25 protein-coding genes are annotated in these 20376 nt (G+C 52.5%); 2 read left to right on the top strand and 23 right to left on the bottom strand.

All coding sequences use genetic code 11. The annotated features are described in order from the left end of the window. The 4 genes from D6694_12460 to D6694_12445 all read right to left on the bottom strand — a co-directional run. Window positions 1-799, bottom strand: a 799-nt coding sequence (locus D6694_12460; GenBank protein ID RMH38440.1) for an aminotransferase class I/II-fold pyridoxal phosphate-dependent enzyme, incomplete at its 3' end; no start/stop codon positions are given. Next, the gene (gene hisD, locus D6694_12455; protein RMH38439.1) at window positions 796-2091 is read right to left on the bottom strand and encodes a histidinol dehydrogenase; all 1296 of its coding nucleotides are present in this window, start codon (window positions 2089-2091) and stop codon (window positions 796-798) included. The genes D6694_12460 and hisD, both read right to left, overlap by 4 nt. A gap of 3 nt (window positions 2092-2094) precedes the next feature. Next, window positions 2095-2994, bottom strand: a complete 900-nt coding sequence (locus tag D6694_12450) for an ATP phosphoribosyltransferase (GenBank protein RMH38438.1) — start codon at window positions 2992-2994, stop codon at window positions 2095-2097. A 158-nt stretch (window positions 2995-3152) separates the two neighbouring features. Further along, on the bottom strand, window positions 3153-3341 hold the full coding sequence (locus D6694_12445) for a hypothetical protein (GenBank protein ID RMH38437.1): 189 nt from the start codon (window positions 3339-3341) through the stop codon (window positions 3153-3155). Window positions 3342-3363: 22 nt separating this feature from the next. Between D6694_12445 and lipA the strand changes: the two genes are divergently transcribed. Then, a complete protein-coding gene (lipA, locus tag D6694_12440) occupies window positions 3364-4347 on the top strand; it encodes a lipoyl synthase (protein ID RMH38444.1) in 984 nt (327 codons plus the stop codon). 8 nt (window positions 4348-4355) lie between these two features. Here the strand turns inward: lipA and D6694_12435 are convergent, their stop codons facing one another. From D6694_12435 to D6694_12395, 9 genes are all read right to left on the bottom strand, one after another. Then, window positions 4356-5210, bottom strand: a complete 855-nt coding sequence (locus tag D6694_12435; protein RMH38436.1) for a pantoate--beta-alanine ligase — start codon at window positions 5208-5210, stop codon at window positions 4356-4358. Beyond that, complete coding sequence (gene panB / locus D6694_12430; protein RMH38435.1) at window positions 5210-6013, bottom strand: 3-methyl-2-oxobutanoate hydroxymethyltransferase; 804 nt, start codon at window positions 6011-6013, stop codon at window positions 5210-5212. The genes D6694_12435 and panB overlap by 1 nt, the downstream gene beginning before the upstream one ends. 7 nt (window positions 6014-6020) lie before the next feature. Further along, a complete protein-coding gene (locus D6694_12425; GenBank protein RMH38434.1) occupies window positions 6021-6671 on the bottom strand; it encodes a deoxynucleoside kinase in 651 nt (216 codons plus the stop codon). Continuing rightward, window positions 6668-7153 (bottom strand): 2-amino-4-hydroxy-6-hydroxymethyldihydropteridine diphosphokinase, encoded by a 486-nt coding sequence (folK, locus tag D6694_12420; protein ID RMH38433.1) that lies wholly within the window; start codon window positions 7151-7153, stop codon window positions 6668-6670. Before folK ends, D6694_12425 begins: the two co-directional genes overlap by 4 nt. Then, entirely contained in the window at window positions 7150-8475 is a 1326-nt protein-coding gene (pcnB, locus tag D6694_12415; protein RMH38443.1) for a polynucleotide adenylyltransferase PcnB, read from the bottom strand. Before pcnB ends, folK begins: the two co-directional genes overlap by 4 nt. A gap of 52 nt (window positions 8476-8527) precedes the next feature. Beyond that, window positions 8528-9412, bottom strand: a complete 885-nt coding sequence (locus tag D6694_12410) for a tRNA glutamyl-Q(34) synthetase GluQRS (protein RMH38442.1) — start codon at window positions 9410-9412, stop codon at window positions 8528-8530. 63 nt (window positions 9413-9475) lie between these two features. Further along, window positions 9476-9913 (bottom strand): RNA polymerase-binding protein DksA, encoded by a 438-nt coding sequence (gene dksA, locus D6694_12405; GenBank protein ID RMH38432.1) that lies wholly within the window; start codon window positions 9911-9913, stop codon window positions 9476-9478. Between the two features lie 71 nt (window positions 9914-9984). Further along, window positions 9985-10722: a DNA/RNA nuclease SfsA gene (sfsA, locus tag D6694_12400; GenBank protein RMH38431.1), complete on the bottom strand. Its 738-nt coding sequence runs from the start codon at window positions 10720-10722 to the stop codon at window positions 9985-9987. Next, on the bottom strand, window positions 10719-11051 hold the full coding sequence (locus D6694_12395) for a Rieske (2Fe-2S) protein (GenBank protein RMH38430.1): 333 nt from the start codon (window positions 11049-11051) through the stop codon (window positions 10719-10721). The genes sfsA and D6694_12395 overlap by 4 nt, the downstream gene beginning before the upstream one ends. A gap of 82 nt (window positions 11052-11133) precedes the next feature. Here D6694_12395 and pepB point away from each other — a divergent pair, with 82 nt between their 5' ends. Then, the gene (gene pepB / locus D6694_12390) at window positions 11134-12408 is read left to right on the top strand and encodes an aminopeptidase PepB (protein RMH38429.1); all 1275 of its coding nucleotides are present in this window, start codon (window positions 11134-11136) and stop codon (window positions 12406-12408) included. On the opposite strand, the gene D6694_12385 is transcribed toward pepB, so the two are convergent. The 10 genes from D6694_12385 to D6694_12340 form a co-directional block, all read right to left on the bottom strand. Then, entirely contained in the window at window positions 12405-12842 is a 438-nt protein-coding gene (locus D6694_12385; GenBank protein ID RMH38441.1) for a DUF1841 family protein, read from the bottom strand. The genes pepB and D6694_12385 overlap by 4 nt on opposite strands. After that, the gene (nth, locus tag D6694_12380; GenBank protein ID RMH38428.1) at window positions 12842-13483 is read right to left on the bottom strand and encodes an endonuclease III; all 642 of its coding nucleotides are present in this window, start codon (window positions 13481-13483) and stop codon (window positions 12842-12844) included. Before nth ends, D6694_12385 begins: the two co-directional genes overlap by 1 nt. Next, entirely contained in the window at window positions 13480-14163 is a 684-nt protein-coding gene (locus tag D6694_12375) for an electron transport complex subunit E (protein ID RMH38427.1), read from the bottom strand. Before D6694_12375 ends, nth begins: the two co-directional genes overlap by 4 nt. Further along, the gene (rsxG, locus tag D6694_12370; GenBank protein ID RMH38426.1) at window positions 14160-14795 is read right to left on the bottom strand and encodes an electron transport complex subunit RsxG; all 636 of its coding nucleotides are present in this window, start codon (window positions 14793-14795) and stop codon (window positions 14160-14162) included. The genes D6694_12375 and rsxG overlap by 4 nt, the downstream gene beginning before the upstream one ends. A 3-nt stretch (window positions 14796-14798) precedes the next feature. Next, window positions 14799-15860: an electron transport complex subunit RsxD gene (rsxD, locus tag D6694_12365; GenBank protein RMH38425.1), complete on the bottom strand. Its 1062-nt coding sequence runs from the start codon at window positions 15858-15860 to the stop codon at window positions 14799-14801. Further along, the gene (rsxC, locus tag D6694_12360; protein RMH38424.1) at window positions 15860-17434 is read right to left on the bottom strand and encodes an electron transport complex subunit RsxC; all 1575 of its coding nucleotides are present in this window, start codon (window positions 17432-17434) and stop codon (window positions 15860-15862) included. The genes rsxD and rsxC overlap by 1 nt, the downstream gene beginning before the upstream one ends. After that, entirely contained in the window at window positions 17419-17997 is a 579-nt protein-coding gene (gene rsxB, locus D6694_12355) for an electron transport complex subunit RsxB (protein ID RMH38423.1), read from the bottom strand. The genes rsxC and rsxB overlap by 16 nt, the downstream gene beginning before the upstream one ends. A 2-nt stretch (window positions 17998-17999) precedes the next feature. Continuing rightward, window positions 18000-18581: an electron transport complex subunit RsxA gene (gene rsxA / locus D6694_12350; GenBank protein ID RMH38422.1), complete on the bottom strand. Its 582-nt coding sequence runs from the start codon at window positions 18579-18581 to the stop codon at window positions 18000-18002. A 33-nt stretch (window positions 18582-18614) separates the two neighbouring features. Beyond that, a complete protein-coding gene (locus D6694_12345) occupies window positions 18615-18980 on the bottom strand; it encodes a hypothetical protein (protein RMH38421.1) in 366 nt (121 codons plus the stop codon). Beyond that, window positions 18981-20376: methionine--tRNA ligase (locus tag D6694_12340; GenBank protein RMH38420.1), on the bottom strand; the 1396-nt coding region annotated here is incomplete at its 5' end.

The raw sequence follows: 20376 nt of genomic DNA, 5'->3' as shown, positions 1-20376 counted from the left end.
TGTCGCGCATGGCCTCTATACCGTCTGGCTGAAGGGCCTGTACCGCCAATTCGGCACATGGGGTTGGAATCGGGTAGGGGGCCATAATTCGACGCAAGGCATTGATGACCGGTGGTTGTCCGATGACACAACCGATCCGTAGTCCGGCCAATGCAAATGCTTTGCTGAGCGTTCGCAATACCACGATGTTTTCGAATGTATTGACGAGAGTAACGGCGCTTGTCGTAGTGAACTCAGCGTAGGCTTCATCAATCACGAGCATCGCTCGTCCACGAAGTTGCTCGGCAAGCGAGCTTATGACTGAGGGCGGGATGACGGTGCCCAATGGGTTATTTGGAGAACATAAGAACACCAATTTCGTCTCAGATGGAAGTTCCGCCAAGGCGTCCGTGCGAAGGCTAAAATCCGGAAGTGTCATGGGCACCTCGCGCACTTTGACACCGAGACTTCTGGCGCTGATCGCATACATTCCATAGGTGGGCGGTGTGATGGTAATCGCGTCCATACCCGGTTCGCAAAACGCTTGAATGAGCAGGGCAATGCCTTCGTCAGCACCGCGTGTGACGAGAATATGACGGGGATCTTGTTCAAGATAGTTGGCATAAGCCGCAACAAGTTGAGCCGGTTGCGGTTCTGGGTAACGGTTAAAACACTGACTAGACAGTGTCACTGGCATCACCGGCGGTGATTCGTTGGCATTGAGAAGCACGTCGGCACGACGCATCGGTTGTCTTGAGCGTGCCGAGCTATAAGGCTCGAAGTTGCGAATATCCTGTCTTAACAAGTTTTCGATGCTCATGACAGTCCCTCCGGCAGCCGTATTTGCACAGCATTGGCGTGTGCCGCCAACTGTTCGATCTTGGCGATTTGTAAGAGGACTGGTGCCAGTTGCTTCAAACCCGCTTGGGTCAGTTCCTGGACGGCAAAACGCCGGCCGAAGTCCTCCACGCTCAAAGCGCTTTGCGTACGACCTGTGCCGTAAGTCGGTAGGCAGTGATTGGTACCACTGGCATAATCGCCAGCAGTTTCTGGCGACCATGGACCAAGAAACACCGAACCAGCATTGGTAATGCGATCCAGCCATTGGCGTGGGGAGTTTGTGTTGATAATCAGGTGCTCCGGTGCATAGCGCTGACAGATGTCACAGGCTTGCTCTATGGAATCGACCAAAATGACGCGCATGTGCGTGAGCGCACGTTCGGCAATGGATCGCCGGGGCAGTGTGGTCAACTGATTGGCAATGGCCGTACGCGTCGCCTTGATAAGCTCGGCACTGGTGCTGACGAGCATCACTTGTGAATCTGGGCCATGTTCCGCTTGTGACAACAAGTCAGCGGCAATCACCTGAGCCTCGGCTTGATCGTCGGCGATGATCATCAGCTCAGATGGCCCAGCGAGCATGTCAATGGCGCAAATGCCCCTGGCGGCCACCTGTCTTTTGGCTTCGGTCACATAAGCGTTACCAGGGCCGAATATTTTATCGACGCGCCGGATTGACTCTGTTCCAAAAGCAAGCGCAGCAATGGCCTGAGCCCCTCCGATGCGATATATCTCTTCAACGCCGCACAGTTGGGTGGCGTAGGCAATGGCTGGCGAAATAGGCTGGGCAGACTGATTGGTCGGCGTCACCATCGCAATTCTCTTGCATCCGGCGATGATGGCGGGAATGGCCAGCATCAAGACAGTGGATGGCAAGCTTGCGCTCCCGCCAGGGACATATAGCCCAACCTGTTCAATTGGCGCGAAACGCCACTCGCAGACGACGCCAGGCTGAGTGGACAATGACCAACGGTCTGGTCGTTGTGCGGAATGGAAACGGTAGATGGCATCAAAAGCCTTTTGCAATGCTGCTTTCGATGCGTCGTCTAGTTGTGCCGCCAGTGCATCACGCAGCTCGAGCGTGAGTCGAAACTCAGCGACGGTTTGGCCATCCAGCTCTTGAGTCCAAGTGCGCAGCGCTTGATCGCCTTTTTGTTCAACATCCGCCAGAATTTGCGCCGTGCGTCTTGTGATCTCCGGATTGCTGGTTTGTTGTGGGCGGGACAGAATCGCCGCCTTGTCTTTATCGTTGCATTGCGACCAGATAATCATGTGTCACTCCAACATTTTTTCGATAGGCAGAACCAGAATTGAGCTTGCGCCCAATTGTTTCAGTGCCTCCATGGTGGTCCAGAACAAGTTTTCACTGCTGACCGCATGGACCGCCACCATGTCGTCGCGCTCGGCCAATGGCAAGACGGTAGGATTTTCAGCACCGGGCAGCAGGCCGATGACTTGTGAAAGGCAGTGTTTGGGGCTATGCAGCATAATGTATTTGCGTTCCCGCGCGCTTAACACACCCTGGATGCGCCTGAGCAACATATCAATCATTTGTTGCTTGTTATGGTTCATTGGTATGCGACTTTGAATCAGGCAGGCACGGCTTTCCATAATGACCTCAACTTCCTTGAGCCCGTTCGACTCCAATGTCGCGCCAGAACTCACCAAGTCGCAAATGGCGTCTGCCAGTCCAAGTCGTGGTGCCACCTCGACAGAACCTTTCAGTTGGCAGAGCTCAATGGAAAGGCCATTTTCCTTGGCGAAACTTTGCAATAGACGGGGATAGGTGGTTGCGATGCGCAGGCCTTCCAAATTTCGTAGGTTTTCATAGGGGGATTCCTCGGGAACGGCAATCGATAGGCGACATTCGCCGAAATCCAGCCTGAGCAAATTGGCAAAGTCTGACGGTTGACTGAAGGCGAGTCGTTCTAGCCGGCTTTCGGCAAGGACATTCTCTCCGACAATCCCTAAGTCGCAAATGCCATCCATGACCAGCCCCGGAATATCGTCATCCCGAACGAATAGGCAGTCGATTGGATGGTTCTCAACGTGCGCCAGTAACTTACGGCCGTTTTGTGAAAAACGAAGACCGCATTTTCGTAGCAGACGACAAGAGGGCTCACTTAATCGGCCAGAGGCCTGGATCGCAATTCTCAGCCTTGCAGGGTCAAACATTTTCATACTCCCAAGTCAAACCATTCTGGAGACCTTCCAGAGTGATTTGATTGGGGTATGTAGGGCGGCAATCACGCTGGAAGGTCGGCAATAACCTTCCAGCAGAATGCCGGAAGGCTATTCTGTGGAATGGTGATGGTGGTTAGCAATAAAACGAATCATGGCGATTTATTTTGTCCAAATATGACACTTCCAACGTGAAGCACTGCAACATATAGCAAACATGAGTGACGGATGTCAAGCGAAACCATGCCATAGTGAAACAATGACGAAATCATCAAACAACCTTCTGTCCGGTCACCGACAGTGGTAAGATTGCTCCAAGTTTTTTCCGAGAGCGTCGGCATGAGTCAACATCAATCTGAGTCAATGCGTATCCCGGTTCAGGTTCAGACCGGGGAGAAATATAAGACGCCGCAAGGTTTTTCGGCCATCAAGAATGGCATTCGCGCGCCAAAAAAGGGTGAGCCGCCGCAATTGGGACGCAAGCCAGAATGGTTAAAAGTACGCATCCCCGATGGCCGCGGTTATCGCCAAGTCAAAGACATTGTGCGCACCAACCGTTTGGCCACCGTATGTGAAGAATCGATGTGCCCGAACATTGGCGAATGTTGGAACCATGGGACGGCAACACTGATGATCATGGGGGCGGTATGCACGCGGGCCTGCCGTTTTTGTTCGGTGGATACAGGAAATCCCAACGGCTGGCTGGATCCAGACGAACCTCAGCACGCCGCCAATGCGGTTCGTCTTATGGGGCTTAAATATGTGGTGTTGACCTCGGTGGATCGGGATGACCTGCCAGATGGTGGGGCTGGCCATTATGCTGCCTGTGTGCGAGCCATCAAGGAAGTGAATCCGGACACAGCCATTGAGACTTTGACCCCGGACTTCAGCGGCGTTGAGGAACATGTGGCCCGGGTATTGGACGCGGGCGTGGATGTGTATGCCCAAAATGTGGAAACAGTGAAGCGGTTGACGCATCCGGTACGGGACCCGCGTGCCAGTTATGAGACAACACTGGCCGTGCTCAAGTTTGCCAAAGCCCATCGTCCTTCTGTGTTGACCAAGACATCATTGATGCTGGGCTTGGGAGAAACGGACGAAGAAATTCGGGAAACGCTTCAAGACTTGCGTGCGCACAATGTGGATATTGTGACCTTTGGCCAATATCTCAGGCCAACGCGCAACCACTTGCCAGTGGAGAGGTATGTGACGCCGGAGGAGTTTGCCAAATACCGCGAGTGGGGCCTCGAGATGGGGTTTCTCGAAGTGGTGTCAGGGCCATTTGTGCGTTCCAGCTATCGTGCCGAGCGTGTCTTGGAAAAGAACAACTGTGGCTTATCCAGCTGAAACGCCTTTTATTTTTGAAAAGTGATATTGTCGATAAGTCGCGTCTGCCCCAGTTTGGCGGCAGCAAGCACCACGAGCGCTTTGTCATTTGGTGTGGGACGCGCCAGATCGTGCTGTCGTCTGATTTCAACGTAATCGACGACAAAGCCTTTCGCTGTCAGCGTTTCGGCGGCCCAGGATTCCAGCATGGACCAATCGGAATCAGGCGCTATAGCACGTTGGGCAACAGTTTTCAGTGTGTGATGTAGCACTGGCGCTATTCGACGTTCGTCAGGCGTCAAATACTGATTTCGCGAGCTCATGGCAAGGCCATCGGGTTCTCGCGCAATCGGCGCGCCGATGATATCAATAGGGAGCGCCAAATCACGTACCATTTTGCGGATGATGACCAGTTGCTGATAATCCTTTTGTCCGAAAACCGCCACATCTGGTTGGACAAGATTGAACAATTTGGTGACGATGGTGGCAACACCATCAAAATGACCAGGGCGATGAGCACCACATAAGATGTCTGACAAATTCGGCACATGAACACGGGTGTGTGGCGCAACACCGTCCGGGTAAATCAAGTCAACCGTGGGCGTAAACACAGCGTCCAAATGGTGCTGGTTTAGCTTCTGGATATCTTCCGCCAGCGTGCGAGGGTAACGTTCATAGTCCTCACCGGCACCAAACTGCATTGGGTTGACGAAAATGCTCGCGATGACGACGTCGGCATGCTGATGGGCCAAATCCATAAGATTCAAGTGGCCAGCATGCAGGTTGCCCATGGTTGGGACGAAGCCAATGCGTTGCGCTTTTTGTTTTTTCTCTTTCACCCATGTCCGCAACTTTGTGAGACTGTCCAATACCACGGTGGTCATCAGAAACTGTGCTCCTCAGTTGGAAATTCTTTATTTTTCACGGCCTTGACATAGTTTTCTATGGCTTGCTGTATGCTCGCCGCGCCGTCCATGAAATTTCTGACAAATTTTGGCTTGAGGTTCGGGGTCACGCCAAGCATATCGTGTAATACGAGCACTTGGGCGTCGGTATCAGGGCCTGCACCTATGCCGATCACTGGCACTGGCAGTTTTTGGGAAATGTCTGCGGCCAGTTTGGCTGGAACACATTCCAATACGAGCATGGCGATGCCGGCATCAACGAGTTCAAGGGCATCTTCATAAATCTGTCGGGCAGAGTGGGTGTCTCGGCCTTGGACGCGATAGCCCCCCAACGCATCGACAGATTGCGGCGTGAGTCCCAAGTGTCCACAAACACTGATGCCGCGTTCGACAAGTTTCCGAATCCCTTCAGCCAGCCAACGACCACCTTCTACTTTGACCATTTGGGCACCCGCCTGAGCCAGTTTCGCGGCATTGTTGAGCATTTGTTCAGGTGTGGCATAACTCATAAATGGCATATCGCTGATCAGCCAAGGTCGCCGCTCACTGTGATCCAGCCCTCGGCTCACGGCGCTTGTGTGGTAACACATATCATCAATGGTGACCGGGACGGTAGAGCGATGTCCTTGCACAACCATGCCGAGGGAGTCGCCCACCAACAGCATATCGACGCCTGCCTGAGCGGCAATCAGGGCAAAAGTGGCATCGTAAGCGGTCAGACAGACACTTTTTTCGCCCTCCTGTTTCATGTGGTGAAGCGTGCGCAAGCTGACACTTTTCATGGGCACCTCATATCGTGAGCGGGTTAAAATAGTTGCGACCGGAGCGCGTTTCAGCAATACGTGTCAATAAAGCGTGATAATGCGCTTCATTCTCGACAAGATCCAGCCCCGAGGCGTTGACAATCAACAGTGGCGCGTCGTCATAAAAATGAAAAAAGCGCGTGTAGGCATCACTGATTTGTTTAAGATAGTCGAGACCGATCGTTTTTTCTGCCGGGAGTGCGCGTTTTCGAACGCGTTGCATGAGGATTTCGACCGGCGCTTGGAGATAGATGACCAAATCTGGTGTTGGGCAACTGGGGGCAAGATGCTGGTAGACCTGCTGGTATAGTTCGAGTTCTTCTTCATTGAGATTGATTTCCGCAAACAGCCGATCCTTCTCGAGTAAATAATCCATCACCACCGGCGTTCGAAATAGATCAGGTTGACGAAGCGGTTCAAGTTGCCTTTTTCGTTGGAATAGAAAGTGGAGCTGGGCTGGCAAGGCAAAAGTGGTTCTGTCCTGATAGAAGCGCTCGAGAAAAGGGTTTTGTTCTGCCATCTCAAGCACCAGTTGTGCATTTAAGGTCGTGGCAAGTCGTCTCGCCAAGGTCGTCTTTCCGACCCCGATAGGTCCTTCAACAACAATAAGTGCATGGTCAAGATTGTGTGGTTTCATATTTTTCTCAGGCATTCAGGACTCAGAGCTTTGGCAAGCGACGCCACGGGTTCACCCGTTGGCAAAGTGATGTGCGGTGCGATTTCCAGGAGTGGAAAAATCACAAACGGGCGATGCCGCATTTCCACATGTGGTACCACCAAGCGTTCATGTTCAATGACTTTATTGTCGTACAACAAGATATCGAGATCCAGCGGTCGGGGCCCCCAACGTTGCTCATACTCACGGCGTCGACCTGCCTTACGTTCAACGGCTTGGAGCGCATCCAAAAGGTCGAGTGGTGCGAGCGACGTGAGGATTTCAGCAACCGCATTCACATAATCCGGTTGTTCCGGTCCGATGGCTGGGTTCCGGTAAAAGCTTGAGGCTTGGACAAGTTTGGTTCCGGTTAGCCGAGTGATGGCCGCCAGCGCTTGGTGCAATTGTTGCACCGGATCGCCGAGATTTGCACCCAAGCCAATATATGCCGTCGCATACTTCATGATGATGCCGTACGTTTATGCCGTGGTTTCCTGCCTCGACGATGTTTGCGTTGTCTTGGTGACACCAGACGAATTAAACGGCGGCGCTCGGTCGCATCCGCCGCCTGATACTGTGTCCACCATTGCCCGATGTCGGCTTCTTCACTTTCTGGAGCGGCACGCAGTAAGAGAAAATCGTATGCCGCCCGGAATCGGGGGTGTGCCATTAAGCGTTCTGCACGCTTCCCGGCACGTTTTGGCAGCTGATTCTGCAATAACCAAATGTCGCGAATGACGCTGGTAAAGCGTTTTGGGATGGCGACGATTTCACACTGGCGGGCAAGCACCTCGCTGGCGGCTTTTTGGAAAGCGTCGGCATAATGCAATCCTTTGCCCTGCCACTTTTGCGTGTTGTGGAGCACGGGAAGCCAGAGTAAAACAGCGAACAAGAACGCAGGGTTAACCGGTTTGTGTTGGGCGATACGTTCATCTGTCGACAGGGTAGCGCGATCAATAAACTCTCGAAACGCTTTTCCATCAGCACTTTTGAGCGCTTGTGCTGTCATTGGGAATAGAACGTCTGCCAAGCCAGTTTCCACCAATTTATGCCAAGTGGGGTGTGCATAGCCAGCGAGAAAAAGCTTATTGCATTCATCCCACAAGCGAGCCGGCGGCACCTCGCTCAAAAGATAGGCAAGTTTTGGAATCGGTTTTGCCGAGGCGGGGACGATCTTGAGGCCCAGCTTAGTGGCCAACCGAACCGCGCGCAGCATTCGCACCGGATCTTCTCGGTACCGCACCATCGGATCGCCAATCACGCTGAGTTGGCGTTTTTTGAGATCATGCACGCCGCCGACAAAATCGACGACACTGTAGTCGGCAATGTTGTAATAAAGGGCGTTGACAGTGAAATCGCGTCGCAGCGCGTCTTCGTCAATGGTGCCATACACATTGTCTTGAATGACGACTCCGGATGCCTTGGTTTTGACGTTGTCGGCATGACGCGCCCGAAAAGTCGCAACTTCGATAATTTCGCGACCAAAAGTAATATGGGCTAGTCGAAATCGGCGGCCGACGAGACGACAGTTGCGAAATAACGCCTTGACTTGTTCTGGTCGAGCATCCGTGACCACATCGAAATCCTTTGGGCGTAATCCAAGCATTAAGTCACGCACGCCACCGCCCACGAGGTAAGCCTGATACCCGTGGTTGTGCAGACGATACAAGACCTTCAGCGCATTGGCACTGATGTGCTTGCGCGAAATCGGATGCTTTGGTCGAGGGATAATGTCTGCCGCGGGTTTGCCGTCGGGTTGACTGCGCCAACCTGTGATTTTTTTCAAAAGCCCCAGCAAAGTTATCTATCCCCTTAAGGAAAAAGTTGGTCAATGATAATCATTGTTGCTCCGGCTCGCAAATTTCCTGTGTTTTGGGGATTTTTTCCGGGCGCCATTGGCTGACCGCATAGGCGAGCAGTTCATTGACTGATGCGGTCAACATGGCTTCGTTGGTGGGCTGACCTAGAAACTTGAGCGCGCGTACGAGGGTTTTTTGTGGGTGTGCCGTATCAATGGCGGGGGCGTGATTCTGTTTCGAGAGTTTCCGCCCGGGCTTCGATACTGCCAGCGGCAAATGAAGCCAGCATGGTGGTTGATGGTCCAGCGCCTGGTGTAAATCGATTTGCACGGGGGTTGATGACAACAGATCTGCCCCCCGTACAACATGTGTGATCCCTTGTTGAATGTCGTCAACCACGACGGCAAGTTGGTAGGCCCAAAGCCCGTCGCGGCGGCGCAGGATGCAGTCTGACTCCAAAGCTGATTGTGGCCATTGTCGATGGCCAAAAAGTCGATCGAACATTTGCCGACTTGGCGAACGATTGAGAAACCGGAGGGCGAACCCGTCGCGAAATGGCAATGCTCGCTCACGGCAGTGTCCGTCATAGTGACGACCACGCGCCTTGATTTGTTTGCGCGTGCAATCACATGCGTATAGCAGCTTTTTGGCTTTCAGTGTGGCTAGCGCCGCCTGATAATATTCGTCACGTTCACTTTGGCGAGTGATTTCGCCATCCCAGTGTAAGCCAAGTGCTTCTAATTGGCGACAGATAATGTCTCGCGCCCCCACGACTTCCCGCGGCGGATCGATGTCTTCAATGCGCAAAAGCCATTTGCCGCCATGAGCACGGGCATCCAGATAGCTGCCAAGGGCAGCCACAAGCGAGCCAAAATGTAATGGGCCAGACGGTGAGGGGGCAAATCGGCCGATATAGCTTGTCATCATCGTCTCGTAAACGAAAACGGGTGCGCTATGCACCCGTTCATCATCCACGACGTTCTGTCATCAGGTGCCAAATTGTTTTTCTTTAATTTCAGCAAGCGTTTTGCAATCGATACACAGTTCAGCGGTTGGTCGCGCTTCAAGGCGACGAATGCCGATTTCTTCACCACAGGTTTCGCAATAGCCATAGTCGCCCGAATCGATTTTTTCAAGCGCTTTGTGGATTTTCCGCAATAACTTGCGTTCGCGGTCCCGAGTGCGCAACTCCAGCGAGAATTCTTCCTCCTGTGAGGCGCGATCGGCAGGATCCGCATAATTGACCGCGTCTTTCATGTGGTTGATGGTGGAGTCCACCTCTTCCATCAGTTGCTGCTTCCACTTTTCGAGCACCGCACGAAAATGTGCCAATTGCTTTTCATTCATGTATTCCTCGCCCTTTGATTCCTTGTAGGGCTCGAATCCAAGCATGCTCAACGTGGTTGTTGCTTTCTTGGCTGGCATGGTCTTGCTCCATACGTTCGATAAATTAAGACAAGGATATACCAAAAATGACCAGTGCGGGCAATGAAATTTCACCTTGATACAAATGCGTTGTGGTCGGGGTCGGCAACCAGTGTTACAGGCAATTGATGGGATGCGCAGATGTGTGCTTCGTCGAGTTCGCAACCCAGCGCGATAAGTTGAACGCCCTGGGCATGAGCTTTGGTGAGCCATTGGGCATAGTCAGGGTCGATGTGTGCCGCTGGCGCCACCATACGGATGCCGCTATGTTGGACACAGAAAATCAAAACACTCTGATGGCCTTTTTGCTGGTGCTGAATGAGCGATTGTAAGTGTTTGGTGGCTCTGACACTTTTTGCGTCCGGGAAATAGCCAAGCCCCGGTGGTGGATACAGTGGGCCGAGCGTCACACTTTTGACTTCGATAAGCCATTTTTGTTCGCCTTCAATCAGAAAATCGATTCGACTCTCGCCGAGTTTGACTTCTCTGTGTAACGTGCCAGGAAATTTTCTGGCCAGTGGTCCATCGTTGAGGGCCTCTTCGATGAGCTGATTGGCTCGGTGTGTGTGAACACCAACTCGAAAGCCACCCGGGGTTTCCACTTGCTCCCAAGTCCACTGCAATTTGCGTTTCGGATTGTTTTGATAGGACAGCCACACACGAAGTCCGGGCGACGTGAGGCCGGTCAGGGCCCCCGTATTTGGACAGTGGGCCGTCACGACCTCGCCGGAATCAAGCTCGACATCAGCGAAAAACCGCTTATATCGGCGAAGCAGGCGACCTGATTGTAAAGGCGCTGGGTATTTCATGTCGTTAAGTCAACAAAAATTTGATCATCTACAATTTGTAATGGCAATGATTGCAAAGATTGACCTCGGCAAGGTCCCCAAATACAGCGGCCGTTGCCAATGTTAAACAGGGCGCCGTGCATGGCACATTGAATGTGGCCCTTGTCCCAACTGAGAAACTGGTTTTCCTGATGCTCCAGAGCAATGCCGGTGTGCGGGCAACGATTGAGGTAAGCATAGAAACGATCGCCCCAATGCAGGATAAAAAAGGTTCTGTTTGACTCATTTGGAAAGTCAAACGTGCGCGCTTCGCCCTCGGGAATATCAAAAACAGAACACACCGGTGTCATCTTTTGTTAGCATGAACGTTTCTTTGTTCTGAAGCGTACGCCCTGTTCTGCGTGATAGCAAGTTGGTTGGAGAGACATCAGTATGATAGAGACCCTATGCATAAGACTTGAAAATGTGGCATCAGACAAGCCAATGCCTTTGCTGATGCCGTGTGAAGATGGATTTATCATTACGCAAACCGCAGAACGCGCCATTCAGAAGGCAGCGCGCTCATTAGCAAACCTGGGCATCCGTCGAGTTTCGCTGCTTGGCGAGGGGTGGTCATTGATGAGGCAGTGGCATTTTTACTTGGGTTTTTGGACGCCACGCCACGGGGCGGATATTGCCTTTCCCACACTTTCTTCGGCAGAAGAACGAAAGCGAGAAGACTGGATTCAAGCGGTGCAGTGGACTCGCCGCATGATTAATATGAGCGCTGAAGACATGACGCCAGAAGCGTTGGCAGAAGAGGCGATCAACTTTATTCGTTCATACAGCGCTTCGGTGAGTGCCAAAGTGATTAAAGGCGAAGCCTTGGCCGAAGCCGGCTATGTCGGTCTTTGGAGTGTGGGGCGCGGGAGCGAACGACCGCCTGTCCTGTTGACGCTCGATTACAATCCAAAGAACACTGAGCAAGTCGATGTGGCGCTGGTTGGCAAGGGTATTACGTTTGACAGTGGTGGCTACAGCATTAAGAGCAGTCAAGGTATGCTGACCATGCGCATGGATATGGGCGGTGCCGCGACGGTTACCGGTGCATTGGGATTGGCGATTGCTCAAGGTTTGCAAAAGCGTGTCAGGCTCATTCTTTGTTGCGCTGAAAATTTGATATCAGGTCGGGCATACAAACTTGGCGACATTTTGACCTATCGAAATGGCCAAACCGTTGAGATTGTGAACACCGATGCGGAAGGACGCTTAGTGCTTGCCGATGGATTGATTGATGCGAGTCAAAGCGGTGCGCCACTCATTGTCGATGCGGCGACCTTGACCGGTGCCGCGGTGACCGCGGTGGGGACTGATTACAATGCCGTGTTTGCGCTGGACCAATCGGTGCGAGACAAATTTTTGCAAACGGCTGAGGCGACCGGCGAACTGCATTGGCCGCTGCCCTTAGCAGAGTTTCATCGGGATGCCTGCCCAAGTACTTTTGCCGACACTATGAACAGTCGACCAGTCAAGGGTGGAGGGCCGGCTGGGGCCAGTAATGCGGCTGGTTTTTTATCACGTTTTGTGCGAGATAACGGCAAGGGGTGGTTGCATATTGATCTCGCCGCCTGTGATGCGCCGAGCGGTTCGCCCCTTTGGCCAGAAGGTGGAACCGGCCATGGTGTCAGAACGATCGCCGAGTTTCTATTGACCGGAACGCGTGATTAAGCGTTTTGATTCAGTCGCCGCCGCAGGCATGCCAAGTAGTCGTTGTCCTGCGGTGGTGTGCCGGCGCGCTGGGCCTTCCATAGACATTCTGCGAGACAGTCCATGGCGATATGTTCTGCAGCATGTCGATCGCCACAATGCTGGCACAGTTTATCGAATAAAGGTCGGAGGCCTGCCGGCCGATTGGTCGATAACTGTTCGCGCAAGCCAAGGTGCAGGCCCATATGCAAAAAAGGATTGGTTTCACCGAGCTCAGGCAAAAACTCTCGCTCCTGTGCGGTTTCTGGTTGGCTGAGGAATTGGTGATATTCGGGATGCATGTCAATCACTTCGGCAATTTGTGACTCCAATGGTGACAGCGGCGCATTTCGCTGCATTTTTTGAAATGTTTGCAGCCAAAATTGCCTAAGTTGTGCTCTGTCTTGCCCAAATATCATGCGTCAATTTCCGTTTTGTTGGGATATTCACATAAGTCTTCAATCAGGCAACTGCCGCATTTTGGTTTTCTTGCTGTACAGGTATAGCGGCCGTGCAAGATAAGCCAATGATGGGCATCTTTGCGGTAGGGCTTAGGCACCACTTTCAGCAACTTCTCCTCGACCTCCCTGACATTTTTGCCAGGGGCAAGGCCGGTTCGATTGGCGACACGAAATATGTGTGTGTCGACGGCAATGGTCTCGTGCCCAAAAGCTGTGTTCAGCACAACATTGGCGGTTTTGCGGCCCACGCCCGGCAGGGCCTCAAGGGCCTCCCGGGTTTGGGGCACCTCGCCGTTATATTTCTCGACCAGAATTCGACAAGTTTTAATGATGTTTTCGGCTTTGCTGTTATAAAGACCGAGCGTTTTGATATAGTTTTTTAACCCGTCCACACCTAATTTCAGAATACTTTCTGGCGTATTGGCAACCGGAAAAAGCTTGGCCGTACACTTGTTGACACCAACATCTGTCGATTGCGCCGACAAAATGACCGCAATCAGCAATTCAAAAGGTGTGCTGTAATTCAACTCTGTGGTCGGTTTGGGATTTGCGGCTTTCAGCCGTTCGAAAATCATTGTTCGCTGCTTTTGGTTCACGCTTTCGCAGCCTCCACGGCAGGTTCTGTTTCGGCGACGATACGACGTCTGCTCTGTATCAGGTTTTTGAGCGCAATGAGACCGCCTAGCCCAAAAAAGGCGCCTGGTGGTAGCAAAGCCAAAAGAAAATGTTCATCAAAATTGAAAAGGTGGATCGTCCAGTTGGCGGCCATCGGGCCAAACAAAAGATCAAACCCGCTAAATAGGGTGCCTTGCCCGATGACTTCGCGAATGCCGCCGAGTACGCTTAGAACCACGGTGAAACCAAGTCCTTGTGCAATGGCATCGGTGATGGCGAGCGGTACTGGGTGTCGTGAGGCAAAGGCTTCCGCGCGGCCAATAATGATGCAATTGGTCACAATCAGGGGAATGAAAATGCCGAGGATCATGTACAACTCGTAGATGTAGGCATTCATCAAAAGTTGTACGTTGGTCACCAAGCTGGCAATCAAAATGACGTAGATCGGAATACGGATCTCATGTGGGATCTGGCGTCGCAAGGCACTCACTGTCAGGTTTGTGCCCAGCAGCACGAGCAGAGTGGCGATGCCCATGACCAAACCATTGACAAAAGTCCCTGTCACTGCAAGCGTTGGGCAAAGGCCAAGCACTTGCACCAACGCCGGGTTGTTGTGCCACAGGCCGTCGTGGAAAATGGAACGCATCGTCGGCTGATTCATCGTGTGCCTCCGTGACAGTTCGCAGGTGTTGTAAATAATTTGGACCAATGGGTCTGGCCGTAAGTCAGTGTTTTGCTCACAGCTTGCACAACAGCGCGTGGTGTGATGGTCGCCCCCGTCAACGCATCGAAAACGCCTCCATCTTTTTTCACTTTCCACTGCTCAAGCGGAGTTGTTGCCAAGCTTTTTCCTTTGAACTGTTTCAGCCAATGGCTTTTGCGTGATTCAATTTGGTCACCCAGCCCCGGTGTTTCCTGATGGCTTAGCACTTCAACACCTTCAACGCCGTCTCGGCTGATCGCCACCAACAATTCGATAGCCCCATTGTAGCCATTCGGGGCAACCGATTGCAGTAATAATGCCACAGGCTTCCCTTGTCTGCGCGCACGAAATGCTCGGACGGGCGCTTGTGTTCCAAGCCATTCTGGCGCTGTGACGAGCGTGCAGTCATGATAAAGCTCGTTGTCGTAATCGCTCGGTGGGAGCAGGCGATGGATTACCCGGTAAAGGGCTTGTTCCTTTTCATTTTGAATTCGCGCTTTGGTCAAATGATGAATCACGCCAACGGCACCTGCGCTGATGATGGCAAAAATGGCTAGGATAAGTGCATTTTTATAGATGGTTGTCCACATTATCTAACCTCCAGTGCTCATCTCGCCGTACGCGCGTGGCCGGGTATAGTGATCCAGTGTCGGGGCGGCCAGATTCATCAGTAGCACCGCGAAGGCAACACCATCCGGGTAGCCGCCCCATGTGCGTATGAGGTACGTCAAAATCCCAACGCCTATGCCAAAAATCACTCGACCAGAGGGCGTGCTGGCGCAACTGACGGGGTCAGTGGCAATAAAGAAAGCCCCCAGCATGGTGGCGCCACTGAATAAGTGAAACAATGGGGAAGCGAACTGGTCCGGTGAGTAAATATAGAAAAATAGCGATATCAGCGTCAGACTGACCAGCATGCCCGCCGGGACATACCATTGGATGATACGACGCCACAGCAGGATGAGTCCGCCAACCAAATACCCAACATTGACCCATGTCCAGCCTCGACCGAGGCCATCAGCGAACACCGGTTTAGTTAAAATTTCACGAATCATGTATCCGGCACTGAGGTCGGTTTTCACCGTATCAAGCGGTGTGGCAAGCGTAAAGCCATCCACGCCTAAGCGCAGTCCGACACGATCGACGCCTGACAATGTGTGTCCATTCAAGATAACAGACAATGCGTCAAGTAATCCTAGATGATGGGGCATGAGATCCTGAATCGGTAACCATTGACTCATGGACAAGGGAAAGGCCACCAAAACGAGCACATAGCCTGCCATGGCCGGGTTAAAGGGATTGCTGCCCAGGCCGCCGTATAAGTGTTTGACGACAACGATGGCAAATAAGGTGGCAATACAGACAACCCACCATGGAACAAGTGGCGGTAACGCCAAACCAAGCAGCAATCCTGTGACAAATGCTGAGCCATCCATCAGTCGTTGCTGGTATGGTTGGTTGCGAAGTCGCAAAACCATGGCTTCACCAAGCAGTGCCCACAGCACCGCCTGGACCACATTCAATAGCGTGCCCCAGCCAAAGAAGAATATTTGGATAAGGGCACCAGGCAACAACGCAATCGCCACGGTGAGCATCACCTGGGTGATAGACAGATCGCCAAAAACATGGGGCGCAGGTGTTTTGAACAGCTTCATTAGTCCTGTCCTTTGTCAGTTGACCCTTGTGCTTGCTTCTTGGCACGGACGCGCGCCACGGCCTCGGCAACCATTTTCTTCTTCTCATCTGTCTGACGAGCGGCGTTGGCCGCGCGTCGCTGTCTGCGCGCTTTTTTCTCCGCTTCTTGCCGGGCCATTCGAGCAAGTTTCCGCTCGTGCCGTAGCCTTGATAGCTCAGCTTTTCGATTTTTCGCTTGTATCTCTCGCCACTGATCTTTTCCAAAACGATAATAGGCAACGAGTGGGATATGGCTTGGGCAGACATAGCTGCAGGCGCCACATTCAATACATTGATCTAGCTGCCATTTGTGGGCTTGTTCGTATTGTTTTGTTTTGATGAGGAACAGAAGCTCCTGTGGCAGCAGTCCTGCCGGGCACATTTCGACACACAAACCACAGCGGATGCAAGGTGCTTCCGGCGGTGGGGGCGGGAACAGTTCAGTGGATGCGGCGATGAGACAGTTGGTTGTCGCATCCACAGGCGTATTGGGGGATACGATGTCCCAGCCCATCATCGGCCCACCGTGGACAATTTGAGTCAGCTTTTCTTCCTGAACGCCCGCCTGCTTAAGTACAAAATGAACTGGCGTACCCAGTCGCACCCAATAGTTGCCGGGAGCGGCAATGGCGTCGCCAGTGAGGGTGATGAGTCGCTCGGTAAGGGGGCGGCCGTGCGCACAGGCATCATAAATGGCCTTGGCCGTGCCAACGTTGTGGACCACCAAACCAAGTGAAGCAGGTAGCTGGCCTGCGGCCAATTGTTGGCCGGTGAGATTTTCAATTAACTGTTTCTCGCTACCAGACGGGTACAATGTCGGGATGGAGACAATATGAATCGGTAATGGGCAGTTGAGTTGTTCTCGTACCGTTTTCATCGCTGTGATGGCGGCCGGCTTATTGTCTTCAATCGCCACCACGATGCGTTCCGCTTGTGTAATATGCGCGATAATCCACCCGCCAGACAAGATATCCGCGGCATTTTCCTGCATTAATCGGTCGTCGCTGGTGATAAAAGGCTCACACTCGGCGCCATTGAGCAATACGGTGGGGACATGCCCGCTTGCGCGGAGTTTGGCAGCTGCTGGAAAGCCAGCGCCTCCCAATCCGATGATGCCTGCTCGGTGAATTTGTTCGATCAAGGCGTTTCGTTCCGTTTGTAGAATCGATGCCATCGTCCGGACATCACCAGGACGGAATCGGTCTTGGCCATCTGGATGCAAACTCACTGCAGGCCATGGCGCTGCTTTGGGTAATGGTGGCACAGCGGTTGTCATTGCGCCAATTGTGCCGGATGTTGATGCCACGATAGGCGCCTGCCGATTGTCCGGATCTATCGCCAGAAGGTCACCAGCCAAAACGTGGTCACCTGGTTGTACAACCGGGGTAAGCGAGACCTGCCGCCGTTGCAATGGAAACAGAAGTTCCGAAGCCATCGCCATGCGGCAACTGACCTGATTGGCTGTCCATTTGTGCTCGGGTGGTTGGACACCGCCATGAAAGCCAAACAAGCGCCAGTGGTCGAGTGGTTTTGTGTCACTCATTGTGTTGTCCATTTGACAGGAATGATTTCGATGGGCGAATCACCTTGACGCCATTTTGGCGCATCGCTCATGGATGGTCGGTGACGGGCAGGTCGTACCTCAATGCAGTCCACTGGACAAACAGGGATACAGAGATCGCAGCCCGTACAGACGTCCTCTAGCACGGTGTGCATGTGCTTAGCTGCCCCCACAATGGCATCGACGGGACAGGCCTGAATGCACTTTGTACAGCCGATGCATTCGGCTTCCCGAATATAAACGACCGTGTCACCTTCTTTTTGTTTTGATGCGTCCAGCGGTTGCGGCGTTCGACCGAGCAGGTCTGCGATGGCCTGCATGGTGGCTTCGCCGCCAGGCACACACTTATTGATATCATCGCCTTCGACGAGTGCTTCGGCATAAGGTTTACAACCCGGGTAACCACATTGTCCACACTGGGTTTGTGGCAGCAGGCGATCCACTTCTTCGACGAGTGGATTGCCTTCAACTTTGAACTTGGTCGAGGCATAACCCAATAGGGCCCCTATGAAGGCACCCATACCAAGTCCAATCAACACAGCGGTCAATATGTCCACATTTACCCCTTAACCAGTCCGGAAAAGCCCATAAACGCTAATGACATCAAGCCTGCCGTGACCATCGCGATGGCTGCGCCCTCAAATGATTTCGGAATGTTCGCCGCTTGTAGTCTTTCTCGAATGCCAGCAAATAGGATTAACACCAAACTAAAACCCACGGATGCGCCGAAGCCATAAACGAACGATCCAACAAAGTTGTGGTTTTCATTGACATTGAGCAGGGCCACCCCAAGCACTGCGCAATTGGTGGTGATGAGCGGCAGGTAGATACCAAGCAGTTGGTAGAGCACGGGCGCCGTCTTGTGAATCACCATCTCGGTGAACTGCACCGTGGCGGCAATGACCAGGATAAAGCTCATGGTGCGCAAATAAAGCAAATCAAAAGGGATAAGCAGGTAGTGGTCAACGAGATAACTGGCCACAGAGGCAATCGTCAGGACAAAAGTCGTAGCGAGCGCCATGCCTGTCGCGGTTTCCATTCGGCTGGACACACCCATAAAGGGACATAAGCCCAAAAATTTGACGAGCACGAAATTGTTGACGAGCACCGTTCCGACAAACAGGAGTAGATAATCGCTCATTTTTGCCTCACAAGTGGCATTTAAACGGCCAAATTATACCTGATTGTGACTTGATTTGGCGGTCCGTTTTGATCGGGACGAGGGCCACGACAGGGCGAGGGCCAATAACAGAAAGCCAAGGCTCGTCAGTAAAATCGGCCCCAAGGTTCGCATGATCATGGCCGTACCATATTTTTCTAATTCAAAGATAAACACCAACGTCGCCGGCGCCCAATGGGCACTGCCGGTTTCAATCGGAACCGGAGTGTAGATGAGGCCTGCCAGCAAGGCGAGGACTGGCAGACTCAGCCAGCGCGTCGCCTTGCGCATCGGCCACCAAAGCATTCCCAGCACTCCGGTGCCGGAAACAATATACAAAATCCAGACAAGCCATAGCGGCCACCCATCACCACTGAACATTTACTTCACCTTCATGCCAGGTTTTGCGCCGCTGTCCGGGCTTAGCAGGAAAACCTCCTGGCCGCCTGGCCCGGCGGCCAACACCATGCCCTCCGAGACACCGAAGCGCATTTTCCTGGGGGCCAAATTGGCCACCATGACGGTCAATCGACCAACCAATGTTTCTGGTTGGTAGGCTTGCTTGATGCCAGCAAACACTTGTCGTGTCTCTTGGCCGAGGTCAAGAGTGAGTTTCAAAAGCTTATCCGCCCCTGGCACAGGTTCTGCGGAAACAATGCGAGCCACACGCAGGTCGATTTTGGCGAAATCGTCGATACTGATAGTATCGGAGGTGGCCTCACTTGCTTCCGCCTGTTTTTTCGATGCGGCTTTGTCTTTCTCTTTTTTCTCTTTTGCCGATTCCGCGAGCATAGCATCGATCGCTTTTTTGTCGATTCGCGTCAGCATTGGTTTGAATGGTGCAATGCTATGATCACGTAACAAAACTTGGCTGTCTTCCCACTTCATTGGCGCAATTTGTAAAAAGGCTTCGGTTTTTTCGGCCAGACGGGGGAGCACTGGTTTTAAGTACAGCACGAGCAGCCGGAAAGCATTCAGTGCGATGCTACAGACGTGGTGAGCTTGTACTTTGGTCGTCTCGTTTTTGATTAATTGCCATGGTGCCTGCTCGGCGATCCATTGGTTGACTTTATCCGCCAGAGCCATGATATGACGTACGGCTTTGCCAAATTCGCGACGTTCGTAGAGGTCAGCAATTTCATCCGTCTTTGTCTGAATGTCCTTGATCAGTTCTGATTCTGGCCAATTCGCGGCGATTTTCCCATCGAAATGCTTGCTGATAAAACCAGCGCATCGGCTGGCGATGTTGACCAACTTGCCCACCAAGTCTGTATTCGCGCGCTGCACAAAATCATCAAGGTTGAGATCAAAATCATCAACGCGCGGCGACAACTTGGCGGCAAAATAATAACGAAGATATTCAGCATCTAGATGATTGAGGTAACTGCGTGCCGTGATAAAGGTACCTCGAGATTTAGACATTTTGGCACCGTTCACCGTGACAAAGCCGTGGGCAAATACCGCACTTGGTGTTCTGAACTCAGCACCATGCAAAGTCGCGGGCCAGAAAAGGCAGTGGAAGTAAACGATGTCTTTGCCGATAAAATGATACAACTCAGCATCACTTTCTGGTGACCAGAACTCATCAAAATTGATGCCTTGCTTGTCGCATAGGTTTTTGAAAGAGGCCATATAGCCAATGGGCGCATCAAGCCACACATAGAAATACTTGTCTTTTTCGCCTGGTATCTCGAAGCCGAAATAGGGGGCGTCGCGACTGATGTCCCATGCCTGCAAGCCAGCGTCTAGCCACTCTTGCAACTTATTGGCGACTTCG

The organism is Gammaproteobacteria bacterium (assembly GCA_003696665.1).
Lineage (GTDB): Bacteria > Pseudomonadota > Gammaproteobacteria > Enterobacterales.
The sequence above is the reverse complement of the archived record's forward strand: the minus strand, read 5'-3'. Positions and strand labels throughout refer to the sequence as shown.